The organism is Vagococcus elongatus, assembly GCF_003987645.1.
Classification (GTDB): domain Bacteria; phylum Bacillota; class Bacilli; order Lactobacillales; family Vagococcaceae; genus Vagococcus_A; species Vagococcus_A elongatus.
The window spans coordinates 88,740-112,762 of the sequence record NZ_NGKA01000009.1 but is presented as its reverse complement, the minus strand read 5'-3'; the positions used below and the strand labels follow the sequence as shown (position 1 = coordinate 112,762).

32 protein-coding genes and 1 other annotated feature are annotated in these 24,023 nt (G+C 40.3%); of the genes, 4 read left to right on the top strand and 28 right to left on the bottom strand.

What is annotated here, in order from left to right:
• The 3 genes from CBF29_RS14250 to mnmH all read right to left on the bottom strand — a co-directional run.
• On the bottom strand, positions 1-82 hold an 82-nt coding region (locus CBF29_RS14250), incomplete at its 3' end, for a hypothetical protein (protein WP_425469892.1).
• A 17-nt stretch (positions 83-99) separates the two neighbouring features.
• Complete coding sequence (locus CBF29_RS07505; RefSeq protein ID WP_126809141.1) at positions 100-300, bottom strand: transposase; 201 nt, start codon at positions 298-300, stop codon at positions 100-102.
• Positions 301-550: 250 nt separating this feature from the next.
• Positions 551-1,591, bottom strand: coding sequence for a tRNA 2-selenouridine(34) synthase MnmH (mnmH, locus tag CBF29_RS07500; RefSeq protein WP_126809140.1), 1,041 nt, complete (start codon positions 1,589-1,591; stop codon positions 551-553).
• 1,026 nt (positions 1,592-2,617) lie between these two features.
• Between mnmH and CBF29_RS14120 the strand changes: the two genes are divergently transcribed.
• Positions 2,618-3,877: an LPXTG cell wall anchor domain-containing protein gene (locus tag CBF29_RS14120; protein ID WP_126809138.1), complete on the top strand. Its 1,260-nt coding sequence runs from the start codon at positions 2,618-2,620 to the stop codon at positions 3,875-3,877.
• A gap of 479 nt (positions 3,878-4,356) precedes the next feature.
• Here CBF29_RS14120 and CBF29_RS07490 read toward each other — a convergent pair whose 3' ends face one another.
• On the bottom strand, positions 4,357-5,361 hold the full coding sequence (locus tag CBF29_RS07490) for a DUF1002 domain-containing protein (protein ID WP_126809136.1): 1,005 nt from the start codon (positions 5,359-5,361) through the stop codon (positions 4,357-4,359).
• A 423-nt stretch (positions 5,362-5,784) separates the two neighbouring features.
• Positions 5,785-6,035: a binding site (T-box leader), on the top strand.
• A gap of 54 nt (positions 6,036-6,089) precedes the next feature.
• Here CBF29_RS07490 and CBF29_RS07485 point away from each other — a divergent pair.
• Genes CBF29_RS07485 through CBF29_RS07475 form a run of 3 tightly spaced genes read left to right on the top strand, consistent with a single transcriptional unit; the run spans position 6,090 to position 8,659 of the window.
• Positions 6,090-6,944, top strand: a complete 855-nt coding sequence (locus tag CBF29_RS07485) for a MetQ/NlpA family ABC transporter substrate-binding protein (RefSeq protein ID WP_126809133.1) — start codon at positions 6,090-6,092, stop codon at positions 6,942-6,944.
• Between the two features lie 26 nt (positions 6,945-6,970).
• Entirely contained in the window at positions 6,971-7,987 is a 1,017-nt protein-coding gene (locus CBF29_RS07480; protein ID WP_126809131.1) for a methionine ABC transporter ATP-binding protein, read from the top strand.
• Between the two features lie 12 nt (positions 7,988-7,999).
• The gene (locus CBF29_RS07475) at positions 8,000-8,659 is read left to right on the top strand and encodes a methionine ABC transporter permease (RefSeq protein ID WP_126809129.1); all 660 of its coding nucleotides are present in this window, start codon (positions 8,000-8,002) and stop codon (positions 8,657-8,659) included.
• 491 nt (positions 8,660-9,150) lie between these two features.
• Here CBF29_RS07475 and CBF29_RS07470 read toward each other — a convergent pair whose 3' ends face one another.
• The 24 genes from CBF29_RS07470 to rplX form a co-directional block, all read right to left on the bottom strand.
• Positions 9,151-10,203: a DUF6933 domain-containing protein gene (locus tag CBF29_RS07470; protein WP_126809127.1), complete on the bottom strand. Its 1,053-nt coding sequence runs from the start codon at positions 10,201-10,203 to the stop codon at positions 9,151-9,153.
• Between the two features lie 412 nt (positions 10,204-10,615).
• Positions 10,616-11,008, bottom strand: a complete 393-nt coding sequence (gene rpsI, locus CBF29_RS07465) for a 30S ribosomal protein S9 (protein ID WP_126809124.1) — start codon at positions 11,006-11,008, stop codon at positions 10,616-10,618.
• A gap of 13 nt (positions 11,009-11,021) precedes the next feature.
• Positions 11,022-11,450 carry a 50S ribosomal protein L13 gene (gene rplM, locus CBF29_RS07460; RefSeq protein WP_342775197.1) on the bottom strand — a complete coding sequence of 143 codons (429 nt, stop codon included), beginning with the start codon at positions 11,448-11,450 and terminating at the stop codon, positions 11,022-11,024.
• Between the two features lie 136 nt (positions 11,451-11,586).
• Positions 11,587-12,360 (bottom strand): tRNA pseudouridine(38-40) synthase TruA, encoded by a 774-nt coding sequence (gene truA / locus CBF29_RS07455; RefSeq protein ID WP_126809118.1) that lies wholly within the window; start codon positions 12,358-12,360, stop codon positions 11,587-11,589.
• A 116-nt stretch (positions 12,361-12,476) separates the two neighbouring features.
• On the bottom strand, positions 12,477-13,274 hold the full coding sequence (locus CBF29_RS07450) for an energy-coupling factor transporter transmembrane component T family protein (protein ID WP_126809115.1): 798 nt from the start codon (positions 13,272-13,274) through the stop codon (positions 12,477-12,479).
• Positions 13,271-14,134 carry an energy-coupling factor ABC transporter ATP-binding protein gene (locus CBF29_RS07445; protein WP_126809112.1) on the bottom strand — a complete coding sequence of 288 codons (864 nt, stop codon included), beginning with the start codon at positions 14,132-14,134 and terminating at the stop codon, positions 13,271-13,273. The genes CBF29_RS07450 and CBF29_RS07445 overlap by 4 nt, the downstream gene beginning before the upstream one ends.
• On the bottom strand, positions 14,110-14,949 hold the full coding sequence (locus CBF29_RS07440; RefSeq protein ID WP_126809110.1) for an energy-coupling factor ABC transporter ATP-binding protein: 840 nt from the start codon (positions 14,947-14,949) through the stop codon (positions 14,110-14,112). The genes CBF29_RS07445 and CBF29_RS07440 overlap by 25 nt, the downstream gene beginning before the upstream one ends.
• 463 nt (positions 14,950-15,412) lie before the next feature.
• Positions 15,413-15,793, bottom strand: a complete 381-nt coding sequence (gene rplQ, locus CBF29_RS07435) for a 50S ribosomal protein L17 (RefSeq protein ID WP_126809107.1) — start codon at positions 15,791-15,793, stop codon at positions 15,413-15,415.
• Between the two features lie 91 nt (positions 15,794-15,884).
• Complete coding sequence (locus CBF29_RS07430) at positions 15,885-16,823, bottom strand: DNA-directed RNA polymerase subunit alpha (protein WP_126809104.1); 939 nt, start codon at positions 16,821-16,823, stop codon at positions 15,885-15,887.
• A gap of 81 nt (positions 16,824-16,904) precedes the next feature.
• Positions 16,905-17,294 (bottom strand): 30S ribosomal protein S11, encoded by a 390-nt coding sequence (gene rpsK / locus CBF29_RS07425; protein WP_126809101.1) that lies wholly within the window; start codon positions 17,292-17,294, stop codon positions 16,905-16,907.
• 27 nt (positions 17,295-17,321) lie between these two features.
• A complete protein-coding gene (gene rpsM, locus CBF29_RS07420) occupies positions 17,322-17,687 on the bottom strand; it encodes a 30S ribosomal protein S13 (protein WP_126809098.1) in 366 nt (121 codons plus the stop codon).
• Positions 17,688-17,704: 17 nt separating this feature from the next.
• A complete protein-coding gene (gene rpmJ, locus CBF29_RS07415) occupies positions 17,705-17,818 on the bottom strand; it encodes a 50S ribosomal protein L36 (RefSeq protein WP_009488082.1) in 114 nt (37 codons plus the stop codon).
• A 32-nt stretch (positions 17,819-17,850) separates the two neighbouring features.
• Complete coding sequence (gene infA / locus CBF29_RS07410; protein WP_126809095.1) at positions 17,851-18,069, bottom strand: translation initiation factor IF-1; 219 nt, start codon at positions 18,067-18,069, stop codon at positions 17,851-17,853.
• Between the two features lie 205 nt (positions 18,070-18,274).
• Complete coding sequence (locus tag CBF29_RS07405) at positions 18,275-18,925, bottom strand: adenylate kinase (RefSeq protein WP_126809091.1); 651 nt, start codon at positions 18,923-18,925, stop codon at positions 18,275-18,277.
• A gap of 64 nt (positions 18,926-18,989) precedes the next feature.
• Positions 18,990-20,288, bottom strand: coding sequence for a preprotein translocase subunit SecY (secY, locus tag CBF29_RS07400; protein ID WP_126809087.1), 1,299 nt, complete (start codon positions 20,286-20,288; stop codon positions 18,990-18,992).
• Positions 20,288-20,728: a 50S ribosomal protein L15 gene (gene rplO, locus CBF29_RS07395; protein WP_126809085.1), complete on the bottom strand. Its 441-nt coding sequence runs from the start codon at positions 20,726-20,728 to the stop codon at positions 20,288-20,290. Before rplO ends, secY begins: the two co-directional genes overlap by 1 nt.
• Before the next feature lie 39 nt (positions 20,729-20,767).
• Positions 20,768-20,947 carry a 50S ribosomal protein L30 gene (gene rpmD, locus CBF29_RS07390; RefSeq protein WP_126809082.1) on the bottom strand — a complete coding sequence of 60 codons (180 nt, stop codon included), beginning with the start codon at positions 20,945-20,947 and terminating at the stop codon, positions 20,768-20,770.
• A 15-nt stretch (positions 20,948-20,962) separates the two neighbouring features.
• Complete coding sequence (gene rpsE, locus CBF29_RS07385) at positions 20,963-21,463, bottom strand: 30S ribosomal protein S5 (protein WP_126809080.1); 501 nt, start codon at positions 21,461-21,463, stop codon at positions 20,963-20,965.
• A 20-nt stretch (positions 21,464-21,483) separates the two neighbouring features.
• A complete protein-coding gene (gene rplR / locus CBF29_RS07380; RefSeq protein ID WP_126809076.1) occupies positions 21,484-21,840 on the bottom strand; it encodes a 50S ribosomal protein L18 in 357 nt (118 codons plus the stop codon).
• Positions 21,841-21,876: 36 nt separating this feature from the next.
• Positions 21,877-22,413, bottom strand: a complete 537-nt coding sequence (gene rplF, locus CBF29_RS07375) for a 50S ribosomal protein L6 (protein WP_126809073.1) — start codon at positions 22,411-22,413, stop codon at positions 21,877-21,879.
• Positions 22,414-22,442: 29 nt separating this feature from the next.
• A complete protein-coding gene (gene rpsH, locus CBF29_RS07370; protein WP_126809069.1) occupies positions 22,443-22,841 on the bottom strand; it encodes a 30S ribosomal protein S8 in 399 nt (132 codons plus the stop codon).
• 96 nt (positions 22,842-22,937) lie between these two features.
• Positions 22,938-23,123, bottom strand: coding sequence for a type Z 30S ribosomal protein S14 (locus CBF29_RS07365; protein WP_125943957.1), 186 nt, complete (start codon positions 23,121-23,123; stop codon positions 22,938-22,940).
• A gap of 18 nt (positions 23,124-23,141) precedes the next feature.
• Positions 23,142-23,681: a 50S ribosomal protein L5 gene (gene rplE, locus CBF29_RS07360; protein WP_126809065.1), complete on the bottom strand. Its 540-nt coding sequence runs from the start codon at positions 23,679-23,681 to the stop codon at positions 23,142-23,144.
• 28 nt (positions 23,682-23,709) lie between these two features.
• Entirely contained in the window at positions 23,710-24,021 is a 312-nt protein-coding gene (rplX, locus tag CBF29_RS07355) for a 50S ribosomal protein L24 (protein ID WP_126809062.1), read from the bottom strand.
• Between the last annotated feature and the right edge of the window lie 2 nt (positions 24,022-24,023).

Below are 24,023 nucleotides of genomic sequence, written 5' to 3'. Positions count from 1 at the left end.
CAACAAAAGTCGTTTGACAGTCACGGCAAAAAAAGCGTTGTTTTTTCAATTGAATGAATGTAGGTTGATGGGAAGAACTCAACCATTTTAACCGCGAGGTTAAGAACCCGTGTTTAACGATAGAAAAACTTCATTAATGCCCCCACAGTTGGGACAATGAGTGGGCGTATAGCTAAGAGTGGCAAAATAAAGCAGGCTGGTAAGCCCCTTTATATCAACCTCCTGACAAAATTCTTTTTCAAAAGTGATATTTTCATCTTCTAAATTTAATGAGGTTCGGATACGATGATGATGAGACATATGAATTTTCCTTTCTGAATGGGTGATGCCAATTTTATTCTAACTGGAAAATTCATATGTTTCTATTTTTTTATAACAAAATAGGTGTGAATGAATTTCTTCATCCACACCAAAAATTATACAACCACTATTTTGAGTGTAGCACAAATGACTTTTTTAGTTGTCTAGCTTAATTTTACAATTGGCGATAGCTGGCCTCTTTTTAATAACAACAGACAGATTAAATGTACCGCCACTCTGCCATTGTCTATTACTCACCGCTTGTTTCCATCTGCCATTTGAGGATTGCCTTAGCTGTGTCTGGCGCGTTTAGATTAGTAAACGAGTAATCATAATTTTTTTTGCGATAACTGTAACGAGGATCGTAATAAGCAGTCAGCAAAGTTTCAATGACTGCTTCCGTCTCCCCTGCCCTTAGTTGTGCTTGCAATTGGCTCACGCGACTTTCATTGATTACTTTTTTTAAGTTATCAAGTGCATCTATCAGCTCAGCCAACTCTGCTTTGTCAACATACTCTCGGCATATCTGCGCTACCCGGTAGTCCAATGAGGCGTTGATAAATATTTTCTTCCCCTGCTGTATGGCATCAGCTAGACTCGAAGGCATCACAACTTTCCCAATCCGCCGACTCTCCCCTTCAACGAAGACAACTTCGCCATTTTGCCATGAGCGGCCAGCTTCAAACAACAGACTCTCAAACATTTTTTGCGAATGAGGTTCAGATAAGCCCACACTTCCCAACAACGAGCCCCGGTGATTAGCACACCCTTCTATATCTAAAATTTTGGCTCCTTGAGCGGATAAATCCTGTAATATCTCAGTTTTTCCGCTGCCAGAAAATCCATAAAGAGTGATAAATTTTGCTTTCGCTAACTGTTCGTCCAAATGATGAACAATATATTGGCGATAAGCTTTATACCCGCCTCTTATCCGGCTTACCGGCAGACCAAGCGCCTTCAGCAAAGAAAAAATCGTTCCGGAACGCATTCCGCCTCGACTGCAAAAAATGGCTAATTCATCATAATTGGTCAACAATTTTTGATAACTAGCGAACATCTCTGGAAGATGTTGGGAGGTGTAAGACACACCAAACTGTTTTGCTTCATCTATTTGTCCATTCGTATATAATTCGCCGACTTTTTTCCGCGCGTCATCATCCAACACGGGGATATTGACTGCTCCGGGAATAGTGGACTTCTGAAATTCACTGGGGCTGCGAACATCTACAAATCCAATACGCTTGTTTTCACTTGTCTTGATTACTTCTTCATATGTTACCGTTGGTTTCATGAGTCATCACTTTCTAATACTTTAAAATTTTCATCGTTACTGTCTATCATACGCTTATTTCAAGAAAATTTCTCTAGTAAAATTTCCCCCTCATGAACTCATTCCTCAAGCGTGATGAGTGTTGCTAATTTTATATGTTTATTTTTTATTATCCTTTTCCGTTTCCTTTAAAATAATCGCATCATCATCCCAAATTTCCTCAAACTCTTGCAACCTCTCTTCATCGTATGTACTTCAAAAATGATTAAATTTAAATTTTTTATAAGCTGCTGACCTTTCTATGGTGTCAGCTACTTATTAACAACTCACCAAATAATCGTTATTTTATTTCTTCATACACCCATATACTTGCCTTATTTTGAAATTTCATAAAACATATCCCTCTTTATAAATATTATCAATAAATATTTATTTTTTTGGTTGTTTCTCCATAAATATCATCGTCATTTAATCATAAATGCTTCTAATATATAAATAACTATAAATGTTACGAGTTAGCTGACGCTGACTATTTTACTTGTCTTTTAAAAACCATTTTTAGCTACTAATTGTTGATAATCAGAACAGCGAAGCAACACTATATTCGTTATTTTAATAACAAGTTGTTATCAGTTGACTTGAATAAATAATCTCTATATAATCCATTAAATAAAACTAAATTTATTTTAAATCGTGTTATTTTATCTCTTTTAACAATAAAGAAATCATAACTAAAAAAGTTTTACGGTTCTTCTTTCTTGGGTAAATTCACTCTGACTACCAATCAGACAGAACGGTGTTCACTAATGGGGGCAAATTAAAGTAGCTATCAGTTCTTCTCAAAAAAATCCCAAGAACAAAAAATATCTCCTGTGATTATCGCTCACTTGGTTAAGCTGCTGTGTTTAAAACCGTAACCTTTTGACGATTTTCTAATAGTTGACTGGCGCAGGAATCCCGTGCGAAAGGGGGAATACCAGAAAAAATATCAATCGTACACTTTTCACAATGAAGAAAAGCGTTTTTAAAACCGAGGAGGCTCTTATGATGAGAAAAAATAATTTTAAAAAAACAGTAAATTTTAACAAAAAAAATCCCAAATCCAGATATCTTGTCCTACTTTCAAGAGGTTTGATAGTCAGTTTGTTGCTTGCTAATACAGGTGTCGCCGCAGCTGAAACACTAAGCAATGAAGACCAAATACCTGCTTTCAATGATACTGAAGCATTTGCCTCTGAAACGAGCGAAGAAATGCCGATCGAAACGGCGACTGAAGAAACTGTGACGCAAGAAACATCTATCCCTGAAGTTGCCCCCGTTGAATCTGTACCAACACCGACTGAAACCGAAACCCATACGGCCGAAACATCAGAAGCAGATCCCGCAGAGGTTGATGTTGCCAACGAGGAACAACCAGCAACTGTTGAGAACAACGACATTCAGCCAACCGTAGAGGATGTCACTGTGGCAGCGACTAGTGTTAATTTCGAAAAATCAGAAGGTGTGCAAGTTGGAAACGGCTGGGGGAATGTGTCTGATGCTGACGGTTTGCCAAAACATACATCAAATGGTCAAGGAGCTCAAACAAAAATGTTTAGCGGGGAAGATTGGAGTATTACTCTCAAAATTCAAGATAATAAAGATTGGACCATCGTTGCCGAGGGAAGTGTGCCAGCTGGAGAATTCACTCTTTTCGTTCAGGAAAAAAATGGCAATCAGACAATTATTTTAAAATATACTATTACTGTAGTGAAAGCTGAAGATGGGACGAATATCATCATCTTGAATAGCGGCTTAGGCAGCGACTCCATAAACGAAATACGGTGGGGCGAATTCGTTGCGGAGCCGGTTGATCCTGTGGACCCTGTGGATCCCGTGGACCCTGTGGATCCCGTTGATCCCGTTGATCCCGTTGACCCTGTCGATCCCGTTGATCCCGTGGACCCTGTGGATCCTGTCGATCCCGTGGACCCTGTGGATCCTGTCGACCCTGTGGATCCTGTCGACCCTGTGGACCCTGTTGATCCTATCGATCCTGCGGACCCTGTTGATCCTATCGACCCTGCGGACCCTATCAACCCTGCGAATCCTGCTGACCCAGTAGAACAAAAACCTGACACCCCAGCTCCCGATGGGAAACCAACTCCTATCGCAAAAGACAAAAAAACAAACAAGCCTGTGGTCAAAAAATTGCCACAAACTGGTGCAGCCTCTGCTATCGGCTATTCAGCCCTAGGTGGATTGTTGAGTGCCATCACCGGAGCCTCATTATGGAAAACTAATATCAGTCGAAAAAGAAAATATTAATGTGACCACAATAATTAAAAAATGACCATTCAACTGTTAAGATAGAGCGAGATAAAGATAATCCAACATTATTTCTACTGTATACAAAAAATTGCGGCTGTGAAAAGAGGGTACCCCCCATCTTTTCACAGTCGTTTTTTTTATATGTAACCCCCTCTTTTCACTAGTTTTTTATCATCATCAATAATAGCCATCTCCGTTTTTCTTAGTTCTTTCATCACTTGAAACTCAAATCTTAAATGATTGAAAATGTACCAAACTCCAAATAAAAATTACCTGTGAAATAATTTTTCTTCAGTCCACACAATGATTTTTATAGAAAATCTGAAAAGCTTAACTTAGTTTCATATAATTGCTAACCAGAAACAAAATTATGGTTTACATTTATCAAAACTAAAGTGACGGCACATTTTATCACACTAAAAAACCGAGACGCAATCCTTACTGAAAAGGTTTGTGTCTCAGTTCTAATAAAAGTTTTAACTGAATAAATTACTGAAAAAGCTGCTGATTCTATCCCAAAGGCTGCTGAAAAAGCCTTGTGCTTCTTCACTGGTTAGTTTTTCTTTGGCATTATCCAAGAACTCTTGCCCGTTTTTCATGATATCGTCTTTTAACTCCCCCAACTGGGTTTGAAGATTTTCGTTATCAATGGAAGGAGAGTTTTGGAAAGCAATCATGGTGTCCACGATTTTATCCTGTTGTTCTGGCGTTACGACTTCTGATAGCCCCTGATTTTGAAGTTCTACCTGAACGATTTGAGTGATTTCCTGTCTCACTTCGGCTTCGCTGAGTTTATCCAGCTTTTCATTAATTTTTTGCAACTCCAGCTTGATATCAGCCATCGCCACTGCTAGATTTTCATCTGAAAAGTTTTCTTCCCCTTCGTTTGCCCGAGTAATTTCAGCTGTCACAGCACTTTCTTTTTGAGCAACATCACGGCTGGCGGCACGTTCCTGTTTTTCTGCCTCGCTGGCAGCCGGGTCTACTTCGTCATATATTTTGTAGATACCTGCCAAGGCACCACTGCCGTCCATCACGCGCACGCTGGCGATTCTAATGTCTGCATCATAAACTCCTGAAGTAATCGCCGCATTCCGGTAATTAGCTTCCGTCCGCGCCGTAATGTTTTTTGGCGTCACGATTTCAACATTGACTCCTGAATTATCTTTGGTCCGTACAATAAAGGCACTACTGTATGCCAATGACGCACTAGTAAATTCCGGTACATCCGTTACATATTTTACAAGATCATCACCGTTCACGGTAAATTCATTGAAAGAGTCATTTTCTTTAACACCCAAAAGTTCCAGAGTTTTAAGGCGCTCATCACTGGTTAAGCCGTTACCTAAAGCCGCACTTGGGACGTCCCAGCCTTCATTTTTTGCCTTTGTTTGATTGTCGGCTGCTGATGCAACGCTAGTATTAAACAGCAAACCTGCTGCCAATGCCCCGCTGATTAAAAGGTTTTTCATAGATTTCATATTATCCCTCCTGAAGTGATTATACAACATGATGACAGGATGACTATCAGTCCTTAGTACTATTTAAGATAATTCTAAGATTTTCTTATGAAATAGTTTGAAAGTCAGCAGTTGAATTATAGGTGGGGGCGTTCCGTAGATTAAGAATGTTAAGTACGTACCTCCTCGCTAATGCAGCATAGTTTGATTTAATTTCGTTGATCGGTTAGACCCTCTCTTTCTCGCGTATTTTTTCTCGCCTTGAGCTTCCATTTCCTACGGACTAAAAAAACAGAAAAAACGTAGTAAAACCGACAGTTTTAAATTGCCTTTTTCCTGTATTTCACTGCCACCACTTACGATTTATCCATACTATGCCATCACTTCCGTTAAAAAAAGTTTGACAAGACACTTTTCATCAGCTATCATATCCTTAATTAACTTTAAAACGCTATGAAAAGAAGAGTACAAATTTACTGCTTTCCAAGAGAGCTCCTGTTGGTGAGATGGAGCAAAGCCAGTGGTTTGGAAGATGGTCTTTGAGCAAGTGTCTGCGAGTCACAAAATAAGCGGACAACGGGCTGCCCGTTACAGCATGCTGGTATCGAATCGCTAGATTCTGTATCATAGAGGTTTGGTTTGTAAAAACCAAACAAATTAAGGTGGTAACACGAAGCTATGCTCTCGTCCTTTTATGGGATGAGGGCTTTTTTTGTTTACTGCCAAATAAAAAAGTAGGAGGAGATTGTATGAACGTAAGGAAAAAAGTAGTTTTAGCCATTTTAAGCAGTGTAATAGTGACAGCACTAGCTGCTTGTGGCACACAAAACAAGGAAGCAAAGAACGAGGGAGACACCAAATCTGTTGAAGAAAAAGTCATCGGTGTAGCACCAGGGCCCTATGGCGATATGGTAACAGACGTGATATCACCCTTACTGGAAGAAAAAAATTCCGGCTATACTCTGACGACCAAAGTATTTAATGATTATGTTCAACCGAACAAAGCCTTGGATAAAGGCCAAATAGACGGAAACCTTTTCCAGCATACTGCCTACTTGGAACAATTCGCAACGGACAACGATTTAAATTTGACCGCATTGCAAATAGTGCCTACACTGGGCATGGGAATTTATTCAAAGAAAATCGACAGCTTGGAAGATTTGAAAGACGGAGATATTATTTCTATTCCTAACGACGCTTCTAATCTGGCACGGGCGTTACTGTTGCTGGAAGTCAATCAGCTGATTACTTTAAAGGAAGATGTAAATGTGGCTAAGGCTACTGTGGATGATATTGCAGAGAATCCTAAAAAGCTGGAGTTCAAAACATTGGAAGCTGCTCAACTAGTACGTTCTCAGGACACTGTGACCACCGCTTTAGTTCCCGGGAACTTTTCATGGGCAGCGAAATTAGATCCTGCAGACGCTTTAGCACTGGAAGATTTAGCAGAAGATTATAAAAATGTCTTTGTTGTCACTACAGACGCCGCAGATTCTGATTTTGCTCAAGCAGTAAAAGAAGTGCTAGAAAGCCAAGAATTCAAAGATGCCATTGCAGAATCTTCGTTTAAAGATTTCAGTAAACCGGAATTTTGGAGCGAATAACAAAAAAAGATTGATGGAGGAATTTTATGAGCACTATCGAAGTAAAAAATCTGTCCGTTGATTTCCAAACACCAAAGCAGACTATTTCTGCTGTAAAAAATGTTTCTTTTAAGGTGGAAGCAGGTGAAATTTTTGGCATCGTCGGTTTAAGCGGTGCCGGAAAAAGCACTCTTGTTCGAACGCTTAATTTACTGCAGCAGCCTACAGAAGGTCAAATCTTGATTGACGGGAAAGAAATCACCGGCTTAAAAGGTGCAGAACTTAGAAAAGTCCGACAAAAAATCGGCATGATTTTTCAGCACTTCAACCTGATTGAAAACAGAACCATTTTTCAGAACATTGAGTTTTCTTTAAAAGCTAGCGGCTATCCCAAAGAAAAACGCCAAGAGCGAATTGATGAGCTGTTGAGTTTAGTTGATTTGAGAGACAAAAAAGATGCTTATCCCAATAATTTATCCGGTGGTCAAAAGCAGCGCGTTGGTATTGCAAGAGCATTAGCAAATAATCCTGAGATTTTACTTTGTGATGAGGCAACGAGTGCTTTAGATGTGGAAACTACTGAAGAAATTTTAAAGATTCTTGAAAAAATCAACCGTGAAATGGGACTGACCATTATATTCATCACTCATGAACTGGAAGTAGCGAAACGGTTGTTTCATCGAATGGCTGTAATGGAAAATGGTCTCATTGTGGAATTGGGGAACACATTTGACATTTTCGCAAATCCACAAAAGGAAATCACCCGCAAACTGGTAGGCCGATTTTTCAATTTAGCTATTCCAGAAGAAATGACACCCACTTTGGCGAATGGGAAATTGTTAGAACTCCGTTATCAGGGCGGTCACACGCTAGACCCTTTGATTTCAGAAGTTTCCAAAACCTATGATGTATTTATCAGCATTATTCATGGGAAAATCGAATACATTCGAAATGATATGATAGGTATTTTGCTCGTCTACGTCACTGGTTCAGAAAGTCAATTGGAGCAAGCTGTTCAAAAATTAGAACAAAATGTATACAGTTTAAGGGATTTGAGGCAATAGGAGGTGCTTTTTATGGAAGAAACAATTGAAATTTTGCAACAATATCTTCTAAGCTCTTTAGTAGATACATTTTATATGGTTTCTGTTGCAACAGTTATCGGAGTTTTATTCGGAACCATCATCGGCTTAGGATTGTTTTTGACGAATCACGAATACTTTTACAAACAGCCACTCATCAATCAAATTTCCGGTTTTATTGTCAATGCTATCCGCTCATTGCCTTTTTTGATTCTATTGGTGGTCTTGCTAGTTCCCATCACTTGGTTGATCAAGGACCCGTACACACCAACTGGCGGTGCCATCGCTTTGTCTATTGCAGCCATCCCTTTTTACGCCCGGATTGCAGAGGGAGCATTTTCAGAAGTGAATGCAGGGGTGATTGAAGCCGCAGTAGCTGCTGGCGGGAATACCGCACTGATTGTTAAAGATGTCCTGATTCCAGAAAGTCTGCCGGCGCTGATTCGTGGTGTTGTGTTGACGATTATCAGTTTATTAGGCTATTCGGCCATGGTGGGGACTATTGGTGCTGGCGGGATTGGTGATTTAGCGATTCAATTTGGGTATAACCGCTACGAGACAGGTGTCTTAATTGCCGTTATCGTTATCTTAGTGATAATCGTCCAGCTTATTCAGTGGGCCGGCGACCGGTTAGCAAACCATTTTGTGAAATAGCCATTTTTTAATATGATAATTCATAAGAGACATCCTACTTGATTGAATGATAGTTTTAAGCGGCATCATTTTATCAGTGGGATGTCTTTGTATTTTTATAAAAACGATTGAAGAAAAATTTATCCCGATTTCCCATTATTACGGAATACCATCCAATCATAACCTCCAGTGAGAACTGGAGGTTTACTCTGCGGCTGAAAGCTCTCCGGAACCACCCGCATAGCAGGTGGTTTTCAAAGCATATAAAGAAAGATCAAGCAGAGTAGCAACTGTGCTTGATCTTCGACGAAACATTGTTTGACGCGTTTTGAGTCCAATGTTTTCTAGTGCTGGTCCTCATAGGTGACTTCGCAGTTCTGAAAATAAACAGCAAAAGCGAACGTAAAAACAATTCTAGACTTTCAACCTAAGCATAATCAAATACTGCAAGTTGCAAACCCATCATTAATACTTTTACAACCTAGTAGTTTTTTTGTATAAACTAAAATTTTCTAAAAAAAATCTTCGAAATTATCCATCATCTCTAGAGTGTCCAGCCCCACTTCTATTCCTTCTGAAATAATCTCTTTAACCTCCTTGAGCTGAGCTTGATCGATAACCCCAACCACAGATAAAAACGTATAGAATTTTTTCAAAGCAGTACCCGAACTTTTGATTTCAGACGCACTTGCCCACAAAGCTTTCCTTGGGAAAAAATCAGCCAAAAAACCTCCCACATCATAAAAATCAGTGATGGGGGTGTGCAGTCCATAATACAACAAATACTCATCAATGAAAAACTGAACATTTCCCAAATGTCTTCGCACAACTTTATCACTAAGTCCTAGTCCATCCTTCAAATAGCGTTGAAACCCTTCAAGTACAAGCTGGTTATTTTCTATAATTTCTTCAGCAATTTTTTCATAACCCTCGAACCAATCATAGCTTTCATACTTTTTCCAATGACTAAAGTCCTTCCAAGTCTGAGTGGCCGTATGCTGTATTTTATCTTTTTGCTGGTCAATATCCGCCTCACTAACAGGATGAATGACGAGTTCCCCTTCAAATGCTTGGAGGATAGCTTTTTGAGGAGAGGCATAATCAATAGTGCTGATCGGGACTTCTAATAGCCAATTTATCAGTTCCTTTTGAACGATTGCAGGATCTTTGATTCTTGTTCCCTGAGCCATACGGATAAACATATTGGTTACAGAAATAAGCGAACGATCGAACCCTTTATTGACCTGAATTTCTCCAGCCAGTTCAAAATATCGCTTGATTTTTTGAGATGACACCCCTGCCTGCTTAAACACTTCATGGATTCCCTCACGGATGTAAACTGCCAATTCTTTTTTATTTTTGGCATTGATATCCGCTAAAACAACTGGAGCTAACGTCAGTCCGTTGACCAACACCAAAATTTTCTTGCGATTTTCATTATAATAATTAGCTTCCCACGAAAAAAATGGATTACGTTGAGAAAACAACTTCGCCAAAGATGCGTTTTCTACCTTTGATAATGCTGAAAAAAGCGGCTGCGTTTTTTTAGTAGGATTTATAATCACATTTTCCCTCTCCCTATCAAAGCTTTCTAATCTAGATTATAACTTAAAGACTATTAGAAGAGAATAGATAGCTCATAATCCCATGTGTCAAATTTTTTAAGACGACTTTAGCTACTTTCGTAGGTCTCTAATGGAGCAGCATAATTCACTTTATGTTACAATCTGAAAAGTCACTTGCTCAATTTCTCAATATTTTTTCATTGAGCTTTAGCCACGAAATTCCGCTCATGACCGATTAAGAGCTACTAAGCATTTTGGTGCTTACTTGTCAGTCCTATTTGACAAAGAGCAAAAAAAAGCACCAGCAAGATGCTGATGCTTTAAGTCTATTAAGTTCTTTGTCTGATTGACCCTTAACAAGACCAACCAAGACCAAAAAACATCTGTAAACGTTGATACAACAAGGAGTTGATTAACGTTTTGAGAATTGTGAACTCTTACGAGCTTTCTTCTTACCTGGTTTTTTACGCTCAACCATACGTGAGTCACGTGTCAGCAAACCAGCTTGTTTTAATGGCGCACGGAAGTCTGGATCAACTTCAAGCAACGCACGAGCTATCCCGTGACGAGTCGCTCCTGCTTGTCCAGTGTAGCCTCCGCCATGAACGTTAACTAATACGTCGTACGCACCTTTTGTTGCAGTTGCAGCAAATGGTTGGTTAACCACTTCACGCAAGTCAGCATGTGGAATATACTCTTCAATATTTTTATTATTCATAATGATTCTTCCAGTTCCCGGTACTAAACGCACGCGAGCAACTGATCTTTTACGACGGCCTGTGCCGAAATATTGTACTTTAGCCAATGAATTTCCCTCCTTAAATTAGGTTTGTAATGTCTAAAACTTCTGGTTGCTGTGCTGCGTGTGGATGTTCCGCTCCACCGTACACATGCAATTTAGACAACTGCTGGCGTCCCAAAGTATTTTTAGGAAGCATCCCTTTGATTGATGTTTCAACTAAACGACGAGAATTTTTCTCCCGCAATTCACCAGCTGAGACAGACTTCAAACCGCCTGGGAAACCTGTATGATGGTGATACATCTTATCACTTGCTTTATTACCTGTTAATTTAATCTTGTCAGCGTTGATGACAATGACAAAATCACCTGTATCCACATGAGGAGTGAATGTTGGTTTATTTTTACCACGCAGAACAGAAGCAACGATTGTTGAAAGACGACCCATTGGGACATCCGTTGCATCTACTACGTACCATTTACGCTCTACTTCGCCAGTTTTGGCCATATATGTTGTACGCACTTGTTTTTCCTCCAATTTTCATCTAAATGTTTGACAAACACAATAAGTTTCCGGGGCTCATCGTGGGGCAAACAATACCATTAACCATAATACCCCTTAAATGGCATAAAGTCAATGTTTTTTACCCCTCTGCCCGATTATTTTTATCATATTTGACTTCCATTAAATACAACCCTTCTGGATGAGCTGTTGGCCCCACAAATTTCTTATCCCCTGTTTCAAGAGCTTTTTCAATCGTATCGACCGGTAATCTCCCTTGCCCCACCTTCATCAAAGTTCCCACCAGAATACGAACCATTTTATACAAAAAGCCCGTGCCTCTAAAAACAAACAGCAGTTCCTGATTGTCTTCATCTAACGTTAGCCCAGCTTCAACAATGGTCCGCACACGATTTTCTACCGAACTTCCTGCAGCACAAAAGGCGGTGAAATCATGGGTCCCTACTAAGTCAGCCATGCTGCGTCTCATCAGCTCCACATCCAGCACACCCGTGTAGGGATAAAAGGCCGCATAGTAGCGTTTAAAGGGGACTCGCGGACGAGAGATATCCAAGCGGTAATGATAGGTTTTTTCTACCGCATCATATCGTGCATGAAAATCATCTGCGACTTTTTCAACTGAGCGAACAGCAATATCGGCAGGCGTCTGTGTATCAAGCGCATGTCGCAGTTTTTCCAACTCCCGCTCTTGGGGCAAATCAAAATGAATTACTTGCCCCCACGCATGAACTCCTGCATCTGTTCTTCCTGAAGCATGGATCAACACTCTTTGACTGCTGTTTAATTTTTTTAATGTCTGTTCTAATTCCGCTTGGACAGTATGCCCGTTTTCCTGTGTCTGAAAACCGCTGTAATTCGTCCCATCATAAGCAATCACTGCCTTATATCTGACCATTTTCTCCCTCTTTTCACATAAAAAAGCGCATCTACCGAAAGGACTCTAGTCTTTAACGTTTCATTCTACTTACCACGTTTAAGAGCCGCTCACAACAGATCGCTTCTTATTCTAGTCTAATTTCTTGCCCATAACAAAGCAAATGTCAGCGCCACATAAGAGAGAATACACAAAGAATCCTTCAAGCGCCACTTTAATTGGCGATACTTGGTTCGGCCTTCTCCCCCTTGATACCCGCGGGCCTCCATAGCCGTCGCCAATTCTTCTGCCCGATTAAAACTGCTGACAAACAACGGAATCAACAACGGAACAATCGCCCGCATTTTATCCATCAAATTGCCTTCGCCAAAATCCACTCCCCGAGCACGTTGGGCATTCATGATTTTTTCCGTCTCATCCATTAGCGTTGGAACAAAACGCAAAGCAATCGACAGCATCAGTGAAATCTCATGTGCAGGAAATTTTACCGCCTTAAGCGGCCTTAAAAGTGATTCGATAGCATCAGACAAAGACAAGGGCGGTGTGGTCAACGTTAGCAGAGTAGACATGAAAATGATCAATACAAATCTGCAAAAAATATAAAAAGCATTCATCACACCAGACTCTGTGATGGAAATAATCCCCCAACTCCAATAAACTTGCCCGCCTTGCGTAAAGAATAATTGCAAAATCACTGTAAATAAAATCAGCCAAATCAACGGACGCACACCTTTTAGAAAAAACGAAAGATTGACTTTTGACAGGAGGATGGCAAAAATGGTAAATGCCCCCATTACCGCAAAAGAAGGCAGATTATTACACAGAAAAATGATGCCGATAAAGTAAAAACTGCTTACCAGCTTCGCCCGCGGATCCAACCGATGAACCAGTGAATCTCCGGGTATATAACGGCCAAGTATCAGCTTATTCATCATTTCAGATCACCTGCTTCATACTTTTTCAACTCTGCCACCAGTTCCTTTGTCGTCAACGGCATCTTCTCAAATACCATTCCCTTTTCACGTAAACTATTTGCAAAACGTGTGGCCTTGGGTACCCCCAGCTGTTTTTCTTCCAACCAATCTATATTGGAAAACACCTCTCTAGGTTCCCCTTGTCTGATAACTTTCCCTTTAGCCAAAACAATCACGTAATCTGCATAATCAGCCACGTCATCCATCATGTGAGTGACTAAAACAACCGTCATTCCCCGTTCTTTATGAAGACGGTCAAACATCTCCAGCATCTCTTGCCGTCCTTGTGGGTCCAAGCCCGCCGTAGGCTCATCCAAAACAAGAACTGAAGGCTGCATGGCTAAGACACCGGCAATCGCCACACGACGCATCTGCCCCCCTGAGAGTTCAAAAGGCGAACGCTGGAGATAACTTTCATCCAAACCGACCAAGCCAAGCACATCTTTAACAATTTTTTCAATTTCAGCTTCGCCTCTGCCAAAATTTTTCGGACCAAACCCGATATCTTTCGCCACTGTTTCTTCAAACAATTGCGCTTCAGGAAACTGAAAGACAATCCCCACCTTCTGACGGATATCTTTCAAATTTTTATTGCTTGTTTCAGGTGTGATCACTCGGTCCCCAATTCTCACAATTCCTTCTGTAGGCTTGACCAATGCGTTTAAATGTTGCAGCAACGTAGATTTGCCGCTGCCCGTATGCCCGACAATCGCCGTATAAGAGCCGGATGTTATCGTGAGATCGATATCCGACAACGCCCGCTGCTGAAAAGGAGTGTTTGGCTGATATATAAATCCTACTTTTTCAAACTGGATGTCCATAGCCAATCAATCATCCTTTCTTCTGACATATATTCCTCAGGTACTTGCAAGCCTTGTCTGGCCATCTCCAACTTTAATTTTTCCGGAAAAGGCAAATCTAATCCCATGTCGACTAATTCTTCACCGGAAGAAAAAATCTCTTGAGGCAAACCGTCCCGGTAAACTTCTCCCTGACGAATAACCAAAACACGTGTTGCATTTGCTGCTTCGTCGATATCATGGGTGATTGAAATCACTGTTAATTTTTTCTCTTCACGCAACTTTTGAATCGTGGAAATCACTTCTAAACGTCCTTTAGGATCCAGCATACTTGTTGCCTCATCCAAAATGATTACATCTGGACTTAACGCCACAACACCGGCGATAGCCACCCGCTGTTTTTGTCCGCCAGACAAGCGCACAGGTTCTTTATCAAAAAATTCCCACATGCGCACTTGCTCCAGTGAGTCTTTGACGATTTTTAACATCTCGTCTCTTGGCACCCCTTGGTTTTCCAACCCGAAAGCCACGTCATCTTCCACTGTTGCGCCCACAAACTGATTATCAGGATTTTGGAATACCATACCGATTTTTCTGCGGATCTCCCAGACATTTTCCTCATTCATCGACAGACCTGCCACTTCAACACTGCCCTCCTGAGGAACCAATAAGCCGTTGATTGTCTTTGCTAGAGTTGATTTCCCCGAGCCATTATGACCGATGATGGCTAACCATTCCCCCGGATAAACATCCAAACTGACATTTTTTAAGGCCGGCCGGCCGCCATCCTGCTGATAAGTATAACTAACGTTTTCTAACTTTATAATTGGTTTCATATTAGCCTCACTATTTATAAAAATTCTTGTCTTTATTATATACAAAAAATGGTAAAAAAAAGAAGCTACACCTTGTTAGCTTAACATAAATTCATTATCTAACATCACACCATTAACAGTAACAAAAATCAAGAAAAAATTCAACGAAATAAACAATTCGACAACTGATAAAACGCTTTAAACTCAGGTTTACTAAAAATAGTCCCTGACTTACACCAGACGGGCAATTTTTCCCCTTCGTAATTCTTATCAAAGACGAACGACGGACAGATAGAACAACAACCGAAAATCTAAAAAAACATACAAAAAAACACTTCATATGATGAGCGCTGCCTCTCCAACTCCTAAAAAGGAAGTCGGAGAGTAGCCACCACGAGCTAGACTAGGAAATGAAGATGAGCCTCATTCCAACATCATAACACTCTAAATAAATCATCAATAAAGTGATGGTATAGTTTTTTTATTAGACAAGTTCTAAAATAACCATTTGAGCGGCATCACCGCGGCGTGGTTCTGTTTTTAAAATACGTGTGTACCCGCCGTTACGCTCAGCATAACGAGGAGCAATATCGTCAAACAGTTTTTGTAAAGCTGTTTCAATGACGATTTCTTCGTTTTCTTCTCTCACGTCTGCAATTTCATTTCTAACAAATGATGCTGCACGACGACGAGCATGCAAATCTCCACGCTTACCTAAAGTGATCATTTTTTCCGCTGTTGAACGTACTTCTTTCGCACGTGCTTCAGTCGTTACGATCTTTTCATTGATTATCAAGTCTGTAGTCAAATCTCTTAACATCGCTTTACGCTGACTACTTGTACGACCTAATTTACGATAACTCATGTTAATTCCCTCCTTTATCTATAAAAGGTTTAATCTCCTCTATTCTAAAACTAACTTATGTTTGAAATAGCGGTCTGTTTAATTAAAATTTTTAGTCATCTTGACGCAAGGCCAATTCCAATTCGCTTAATTTGAATTTGACTTCATCTAATGATTTACGTCCCAAATTACGCACTTTGATCATTTCTGCCTCAGACTTATTAGTCAATTCCTGTACAGTGTTGATACCTGCTCTCTTCAAGCAGTTGTATGAACGAACTGAAAGGTCCAACTCTTCAATAGTCATTTCGAGCATTTTTTCTTTTTGTGTTTCTTCTTTTTCAACCATGATTTCAGCATTTTTTGCTTCATCTGTCAGGTTGACAAAAATGTCCAGATGCTCGGTCAATATTTTGGCAGCCAAACTGATGGATTCTTGAGGCATGATAGAGCCGTCTGTCCATACTTCTAACGTCAGTTTGTCAAAGTCATCACGACGACCGACACGTGTATTTTCCACTTGATAATTCACTCGGCGAACCGGTGTATAAATCGAATCAACTGGCAAAACACCAATCGGCATATCTTCGTGTTTATTGTCATCAGCTTGCACATAACCTCGACCAGGTTTTACAACCAGTCTGGCATGCAAAGATGCGCCTTCTGCAACATTGCAGATATATAAATCTTTGTTCAAAATTTCAACATCACTGTCTACAATGATATCACCCGCAGTGACGATTGCAGGTCCAGTAACATCTATTTCAAGGGATTTTTCCTCTTCACTGTAGAGCTTCATTGCCAAGCCTTTAATGTTCAAAATGATTTGTGTTACATCTTCTTTTACACCTTTAACAGTGGAAAATTCATGAAGAACACCATCAATCTGCAGGCTGGTAATCGCTGCCCCCGGTAGTGAAGAAAGTAAAATACGACGAAGAGAATTACCTAAAGTAGTCCCATAACCTCTTTCAAGCGGTTCAATGACGAACTTGCCATAATCTCTATCCTCATCAATTTTTGTGATCCGTGGTTTTTCAAATTCAATCATTCTTATCTATACCCCTTTCAAAACGAAAAGTGTCACGTTCAATGACGCATTTAAGCTTAAACTCAAAATGAAAGACGCGCATTAAACACGACGGCGTTTTGGAGGGCGGCATCCATTATGAGGAACTGGAGTGACGTCACGAATCGCTGTCACTTCTAACCCTGTTGCTTGTAATGAACGAATTGCAGCTTCACGACCTGAACCTGGGCCTTTAACTGTTACATCAACAGATTTTAGTCCATGTTCCATCGCAGTTTTAGCCGCTGCCTCAGCTGCCATTTGGGCTGCAAATGGCGTTGATTTTTTACTACCTTTGAAACCTAAAGCGCCTGCAGACGACCATGAAATGGCATTTCCATGAACATCTGTAATCATTACGATCGAGTTATTAAAAGTAGAATGAATATGAGCTATGCCCGTTTCAATATTCTTTTTCACACGACGTTTTTTGCTAACTTTCTTTGCTACCATGAAGTTCTAACCTCCTTCACAAGTGATTTATTTTTTCTTGCCAGCGATAGCACGAGCTGGGCCTTTACGAGTACGTGCATTGTTTTTTGTGTTTTGTCCGCGTGTAGGTAACCCACGACGATGACGGATACCACGGTATGAACCAATTTCCATCAAACGTTTGATGTTCAAGTTCACTTCACGGCGCAAATCACCTTCGATTTTAAGTTTATCTACTTCTGCACGGATTTTATCTAATTGATCATTTGTTAATTCTCGAACACGAATGTCTTCTGAAACTCCAGCATCAGCCAACACTTTTTGAGCAGTGTTTTTTCCGATACCGAAAATATATGTAAGTGAAATAACCACGCGTTTATCACGAGGAATATCTACTCCTGCAATACGAGCCATTTATGCTACACCTCCTATTATCCTTGGCGTTGTTTATGTTTTGGATTTTCGCAAATAACCATAACCCGACCTTTTCGGCGAATCACTTTGCATTTTTCACAAATTGGTTTTACTGATGGTCTTACTTTCATAATATTATACCTCCTTGATTTTACGGAGTGCACTATTTAAAGCGATAAGTGATACGACCTCTAGTTAAATCATAGGGAGACAATTCAACTGTCACCCTGTCTCCTGGAAGAATTCGAATGTAGTGCATTCTGATTTTCCCGGATACGTGAGCTAACACTTCATGGCCATTTTCTAATTCTACTTTAAACATCGCATTCGGCAAAGTATCAACAACTGTTCCTTCAATTTCAATCACATCTTCTTTTGCCATTTTGAGTACCTCCTTATTACTTGTTTGTCATCATCGTACGATAAAAACCGCTCCGGCACTCTGGCCTTGATTTATAACGCCTCAACCTGCCAATTATAACATAAAGTCACTTTAATTAAAAGTGGACTCGCAGGGCATTTAACGACATCACTGTGTGTTAAAAACAGAGCCACAAGTATAACAGTTACTTTCTTGGCTTGAAGTTTTAGAGACTGTTGATGATTTTTTGCACATCTTTGAATACAGCATCTATCTCGCGATTTCCGTCGATTGTATGCAGAAGACCTTTTTCTTTATAGTATTCAATAATCGGGGCACTATCTCTGACATTGACTGCCAAACGATTTTTTACGATCTCCGGCTTGTCATCCTCCCGCTGATAGAAGTCATGTCCGCCGCAGCGGTCACAGGTTCCTTCAACTTTTGGCGGATGATTCAGCTTGTGATAAGTAGCTCCGCAATCTTTACAAATAAAGCGACCAGCTAAACGGTCTATTAAAATATTTTCTTCCACATGAATGTTGATGACAGCATCAATTTTTTTGCCTAAGTCTGACATTATTTCTTCCAAAGCGTTACTTTGGTCAATAGTCCGTGGAAAACCGTCCAGCAAAAAGCCTTTGTCGGTATCTTTTTGATTGAGACGCTCCTTCACAATACCATTGGTCACATCGTCTGGAACAAGCTCGCCTTTATCAATATAAGTCTTCGCTTCCACACCTAGGGCAGTTTGATTTTTCATTGCTTCTCGAAACATATCCCCAGTCGAAATCTGTGGAATATGATAAGCATCAATGATTCTTTCTGCCTGAGTGCCTTTTCCAGCTCCTGGTAAACCCATTATAATAAGATTCATATTGGTTTATCCTCCTAGCAAGTTCGAGAGTAGTGCTGAAGGTCAACTCCTCCAACACATGCTCTTACTCAGCGATAAAGCCTGTGTACTTACGCTTCATCAGTAAGCCTTCTAATTGTTTTGCAGTTTCCAAAGCCACACCTATCGCAATCAATAAACTAGTTCCCCCTAAGCCAATGGCTATTGGAAGGTCGAACAGATTTTGCGCGATGATTGGCAAGATGGCTACTGCTGTCAGGAATAATGAACCCGCCACACTCAAATGCAGCAATACACTTGAAATATAGTCTTCTGTTCCTTTTCCTGGACGTACACTTGGAATATAACTTCCTTGTTTTTGTAAATTTTCTGCGACTTTTTCAGGATTGACCTGAACAAAAGCATAGAAAAAGGTGAACGCTATAATCAGGACGGCGTACAACGTGCCTCCCAGCGGCGTTGAATAATCAAAAATTTCCTTTAGTATTTGATACCAGCCTGATGCGCTGTGATTTTTTGCAACGAATTGCAAAATTTGACCTGGTGTCGTAATAATCGAACTGGCAAAAATCACTGGAATAACTCCTGCTGCGTTGACTTTCAACGGTAAGTAGCTGCTCTGAGGAGCACCTGCCACTCTTTTCGTATATTGGATCGGTATTTTACGCTCTGCCTGATTAAAATACGTCACAAACGTAATAATGGCAAAAACTGCGATCAGCAATACAAGGGTAAAAATTGCAGATTTCCAAAGATCCTCAGATCTGATGTTGATAAATCTATCTTCTACTAGGCTCACGATCCCCGAAGGTAATCTTGAAATAATCCCGGCAAAGATGATCATGGAAACACCATTTCCGATGCCTTTTTCTGAAATTTGCTCTCCCAGCCAAGTCAAAAGCATGGTTCCTGAGGTTAAAATAATTCCAATAGTGATGTAGGTTTTTATGCCTGTATCATATAGGAAGCTTTGACCTGCATATTGATTAAATCCCGTTGTTAAGGCAATGGACTGCATGAAACCCAATCCTAATGTCAAATAACGTGTGGCCTGATTTAATTTTCGACGCCCGACTTCTCCCTGCTTGGACCATTCAACGAATTTTGGCACAATGTCCATTTGTAATAGTTGAATGACAATAGACGAGGTAATGTATGGCGAAACCCCCATTGCAAACAATGAGAAGTTTTGCATCGCACTACCGCTGACCGTATTGATCATACTAAACAACGGATTTTCACTAAGTGCCGCTAATGCTTTTACATTGACTCCAGGAACTGATATATGAGCTCCTAAACGAAAAGCGAACAAGATAAAAAGCGTAAAGAAAATACGATTACGAATATCTTTTACTTTGAACGCATCTTTCAATAGTCTAAACATTAGATCACCTCGATTGAACCGCCAGCTGATTCAATAGCTTCTTGCGCACTTTTTGAAAATTTAGCAGCTTTCACTGTTAATTTTTTAGTTAATGCACCATTTGCTAAGACTTTGATCCCTGCTTTTTCGTCTTTAATCATGCCAGACTCAATAAGCAATGCTGGTGTTACTTCTGTACCGTTCTCGAATTTCTCTAACACGTCCAAGTTGACCACAGCATACTCTTTGCGGTTGATGTTGGTAAATCCACGTTTTGGCAATCTTTGGAACAATGGTGTTTGTCCACCTTCAAAGCCTAAGCGCACACCACCGCCTGAGCGAGATTTTTGTCCTTTTTGTCCTCTACCGGCTGTTTTACCATTTCCGGATGATGTTCCGCGTCCAACCCGATTACGCACATGTCTTGATCCTTCTGAGGGTTGTAACTCATTAAGCTTCATACTATCGGCACCTCCTCTTTATTAGTCTAATTAGTTGTATTAAACTTTTTCAACGTCCACTAAATGTGATACAGTGTTAATCATTCCTTGAATAGCTTCATTCTCTGGTTTGATAACAAAACTGTTCAGTTTGCCTAAGCCTAGTGCTTTAACTGTATCTTTTTGGTTTTGAGGACGTCCGATAACGCTGCGTTTCAATGTGATTTTCACTTGAGACATTATATAGTCCTCCTTTTATCCTAAAATTTCTTCTACAGTTTTGCCACGAAGTTCAGCCACTTCTTCAACACGTTTCAAACGAGATAGACCTTCCATCGTCGCACGAATAACGTTGATCGGTGTGTTACATCCTAGCGACTTGCTAGTCACGTCAGCAACACCAGCAAGCTCCAAGACGGCACGAACTGGTCCCCCAGCGGCAACTCCTGAACCCGCAACTGCCGGTTTGATCAATGTACGGCCTCCGCTATAAACACCAATGACTTCATGAGGAACGGTTGAACCTACCATTGGTACTTCAATTAGATTTTTCTTTGCATTTTCAATTGCTTTACGAATCGCTTCAGGTACTTCTTGCGCTTTACCTGTACCGAAGCCAACGTGTCCATTTCTGTCACCCACTACAACTAAAGCAGCAAAACGCAGACGACGGCCGCCTTTGACAACTTTAGTTACACGGTTGATAGCAACAACACGGTCTTCTAGTTCAAATCCTTTTGGATCGATATAAGCCATGAATGGTATTCCTCCTTTTCTTAAAATTCTAGTCCGTTTTCACGTGCTGCTTCAGCCAATGCTGCCACACGGCCATGGTAAAGGTAACCACCACGGTCAAAGACTACTTCTTTGTATCCTTTGTCAACTGCGCGTTTGGCAACTAATGCACCAACTGCAGCAGCTTGTTCAGTTTTATTTCCACCTGAAATTTCTTTATCTAAGGTAGAGGCACTTGCTAGCGTCACACCCGCTACGTCATCAATCAATTGAGCGTAGATGTTTGTATTTGAACGAAATACATTTAAGCGTGGGCACTCAGCAGTACCAGAAAGATTTTTACGCACGCGTTTATGTCTTTTCTGACGCGTTGTGTTTTTATCTGGTTTTGAAATCACAATTGTCACCTCAATAGTTTATTTTAGTTGCAAGACCTACTTACCGGTCTTACCTTCTTTACGTCTTACATATTCACCAACATAGCGAATTCCTTTGCCTTTATATGGCTCTGGTGGGCGTACGCCGCGAATATTTGCTGCCAATTCACCAACATGTTCCTTGTTTGCACCCTTTACAATCACTTGTGTGTTTGTTGGAACTTCGATTGTAATTCCTTCAGGTGATTCGAATTCTACTGGATGAGAATAGCCAACATTAAGCACAAGTTTTTTACCTTGCATTTGGGCACGGTATCCGACCCCAATCAGCTCAAGTTGTTTTTCAAACCCTTTGCTCACACCTGTGATCATGTTATCCAAATTAGAACGCATCGTACCATGCAATGAACGGCTTTCTTTTTCATCGTTTTCACGTGTCAAAGTTATTTCATTTTCTTCAATCTTAATGGCAATGTTCGCAACAAATTCACGAGTCAATTCTCCATTAGGACCTTTTACAGTCACTTTTTCCCCATTTTGTGTAACAGTAACACCTGCAGGGACATTAATTGGTTTCTTACCAATACGGCTCACTCAAGACACCTCCTTATACTTTCTTGCAATTACCAAACGTAAGCTAATACTTCTCCGCCGACATTGCGCTCCCTAGCTTCTTTGTCTGTGATGACACCTTCAGAAGTAGAAATAATCGCTATGCCAAGTCCATTTAATACTTTTGGCACTTCTTCAGCTTTTACGTAGGCTCTAAGTCCCGGTTTAGAAATACGTTTTAAGTTTGTGATAACACGTTCGTCATTACGTCCGTATTTCATGAAAACCCGAATGATGCCTTGCTTATCATCTTCAATATATTCAACATCGCGGATGAATCCTTCGTTTTTAAGGATATTTGCGATATCATGTTTAATTTTTGATGCAGGTACTTCTAGCATTTCATGTTTTACCATGTTTGCATTACGAATGCGTGTTAGAAAATCTGCAATTGGATCTGTCATGACCATTGAATTATGTACCTCCTTCTCTACTTTTAGATCCGGTATCCGCTATGCCTTAAAAATAGACTTTCTAGGATAGAGATCCTTCACTTAGGATTAAGTTTACCAGCTTGCTTTCTTCACGCCGGGAATTTGTCCCTTATGGGCAAGTTCGCGGAAGCAAATACGGCAAAGTTTAAATTTACGATAAACTGAATGTGGACGACCACAACGTTCACAGCGAGTATATTCTTGTGTGGAGAATTTTGCCGGACGTTTGTTTTTAGCAATCATTGATTTTTTAGCCACGTAGTTCGCCTCCTTTAATTATTTTTGGAATGGCATTCCAAGTAATGATAACAATTCACGAGATTCTTCATCAGTCTTAGCAGTAGTCACGATAACTATATCCATTCCACGCACTTTATCGACTAAATCGTAATCAACTTCTGGGAATATTAATTGTTCTTTCACTCCCAAAGTGTAATTTCCGCGTCCATCAAATGATTTTTTGCTGGCACCATGGAAATCTCGCACACGAGGTAAGGAAACATTGACTAGTTTATCCAAGAATTCATACATTCTTTCGCCGCGCAAGGTTACTTTACAGCCAATAGGCATGCCTTCACGCAATCTAAAGCCAGCAATTGATTTTCTTGCCTTTGTGATTACAGGTTTTTGTCCTGATATCAGTGTTAATTCTTCGACAGCCTTATCTAAGTTCTTAGCATTAGATACAGCGTCACCCACACCCATGTTGATTACGATTTTCTCAACCTTAGGTGCTTGCATAACAGATTTATAATTAAATTTCTCCACTAAAGACGGAGTAACTTCATTAAGGTATTTTTCTTTCAGGCGGTTCATTTTCCGTTGGTCCCTCCTTTCGATACTTCTACTTATCTAAAACTTCACCAGTTTTTTTAGACACACGAACTTTTTTCCCGTCAACCACTTTATGCCCAACTCTTGTTGGTTCTCCAGTTGATGGATCAACAACCATCACGTTAGATGCATGGATGGCACTTTCAGTTTCAACGATGCCTCCCTGAGGAGCAGCAGCGCTAGGCTTCTGGTGCTTTTTCACCATATTGACCCCTTCAACGATGACACGGTTATTTTTAGGAAATACAGTTAATACAATGCCTTCTTTGTCCTTATCTTTTCCAGTAAGAACTTTCACTTTATCGCCTTTTTTAACGAACATTT

Bases quoted from the DNA above. Each gene is read 5' to 3' on its own strand.
- CBF29_RS07450 (WP_126809115.1), bottom strand. From the start codon at position 13,274: ATGATGAATAAGCTGATACTTGGCCGTTATATACCCGGAGATTCACTG.
- rplQ (WP_126809107.1), bottom strand. From the start codon at position 15,793: ATGAGTTATCGTAAATTAGGTCGTACAAGTAGTCAGCGTAAAGCGATG.
- CBF29_RS14120 (WP_126809138.1), top strand. From the start codon at position 2,618: ATGAGAAAAAATAATTTTAAAAAAACAGTAAATTTTAACAAAAAAAAT.
- CBF29_RS07505 (WP_126809141.1), bottom strand. From the start codon at position 300: ATGTCTCATCATCATCGTATCCGAACCTCATTAAATTTAGAAGATGAA.
- CBF29_RS07405 (WP_126809091.1), bottom strand. From the start codon at position 18,925: ATGAATCTTATTATAATGGGTTTACCAGGAGCTGGAAAAGGCACTCAG.
- CBF29_RS07430 (WP_126809104.1), bottom strand. From the start codon at position 16,823: ATGATTGAATTTGAAAAACCACGGATCACAAAAATTGATGAGGATAGA.
- CBF29_RS07440 (WP_126809110.1), bottom strand. From the start codon at position 14,949: ATGAAACCAATTATAAAGTTAGAAAACGTTAGTTATACTTATCAGCAG.
- CBF29_RS07490 (WP_126809136.1), bottom strand. From the start codon at position 5,361: ATGAAATCTATGAAAAACCTTTTAATCAGCGGGGCATTGGCAGCAGGT.
- rplM (WP_342775197.1), bottom strand. From the start codon at position 11,450: ATGGCCAAAACTGGCGAAGTAGAGCGTAAATGGTACGTAGTAGATGCA.
- rpmD (WP_126809082.1), bottom strand. From the start codon at position 20,947: ATGTCTCAAGTGAAAATCACATTGAAACGCAGCGTTATCGGACGTCCT.
- rplE (WP_126809065.1), bottom strand. From the start codon at position 23,681: ATGAACCGCCTGAAAGAAAAATACCTTAATGAAGTTACTCCGTCTTTA.
- CBF29_RS07445 (WP_126809112.1), bottom strand. From the start codon at position 14,134: ATGGACATCCAGTTTGAAAAAGTAGGATTTATATATCAGCCAAACACT.
- rpmJ (WP_009488082.1), bottom strand. From the start codon at position 17,818: ATGAAAGTAAGACCATCAGTAAAACCAATTTGTGAAAAATGCAAAGTG.
- rpsK (WP_126809101.1), bottom strand. From the start codon at position 17,294: ATGGTAGCAAAGAAAGTTAGCAAAAAACGTCGTGTGAAAAAGAATATT.
- CBF29_RS07485 (WP_126809133.1), top strand. From the start codon at position 6,090: ATGAACGTAAGGAAAAAAGTAGTTTTAGCCATTTTAAGCAGTGTAATA.
- truA (WP_126809118.1), bottom strand. From the start codon at position 12,360: ATGGTCAGATATAAGGCAGTGATTGCTTATGATGGGACGAATTACAGC.
- rplO (WP_126809085.1), bottom strand. From the start codon at position 20,728: ATGAAGCTTAATGAGTTACAACCCTCAGAAGGATCAAGACATGTGCGT.
- mnmH (WP_126809140.1), bottom strand. From the start codon at position 1,591: ATGAAACCAACGGTAACATATGAAGAAGTAATCAAGACAAGTGAAAAC.
- rpsM (WP_126809098.1), bottom strand. From the start codon at position 17,687: ATGGCTCGTATTGCAGGAGTAGATATTCCTCGTGATAAACGCGTGGTT.
- rplX (WP_126809062.1), bottom strand. From the start codon at position 24,021: ATGTTCGTTAAAAAAGGCGATAAAGTGAAAGTTCTTACTGGAAAAGAT.
- rpsH (WP_126809069.1), bottom strand. From the start codon at position 22,841: ATGGTCATGACAGATCCAATTGCAGATTTTCTAACACGCATTCGTAAT.
- CBF29_RS07475 (WP_126809129.1), top strand. From the start codon at position 8,000: ATGGAAGAAACAATTGAAATTTTGCAACAATATCTTCTAAGCTCTTTA.
- secY (WP_126809087.1), bottom strand. From the start codon at position 20,288: ATGTTTAGACTATTGAAAGATGCGTTCAAAGTAAAAGATATTCGTAAT.
- rpsE (WP_126809080.1), bottom strand. From the start codon at position 21,463: ATGGCTTATATCGATCCAAAAGGATTTGAACTAGAAGACCGTGTTGTT.
- infA (WP_126809095.1), bottom strand. From the start codon at position 18,069: ATGGCAAAAGAAGATGTGATTGAAATTGAAGGAACAGTTGTTGATACT.
- CBF29_RS07480 (WP_126809131.1), top strand. From the start codon at position 6,971: ATGAGCACTATCGAAGTAAAAAATCTGTCCGTTGATTTCCAAACACCA.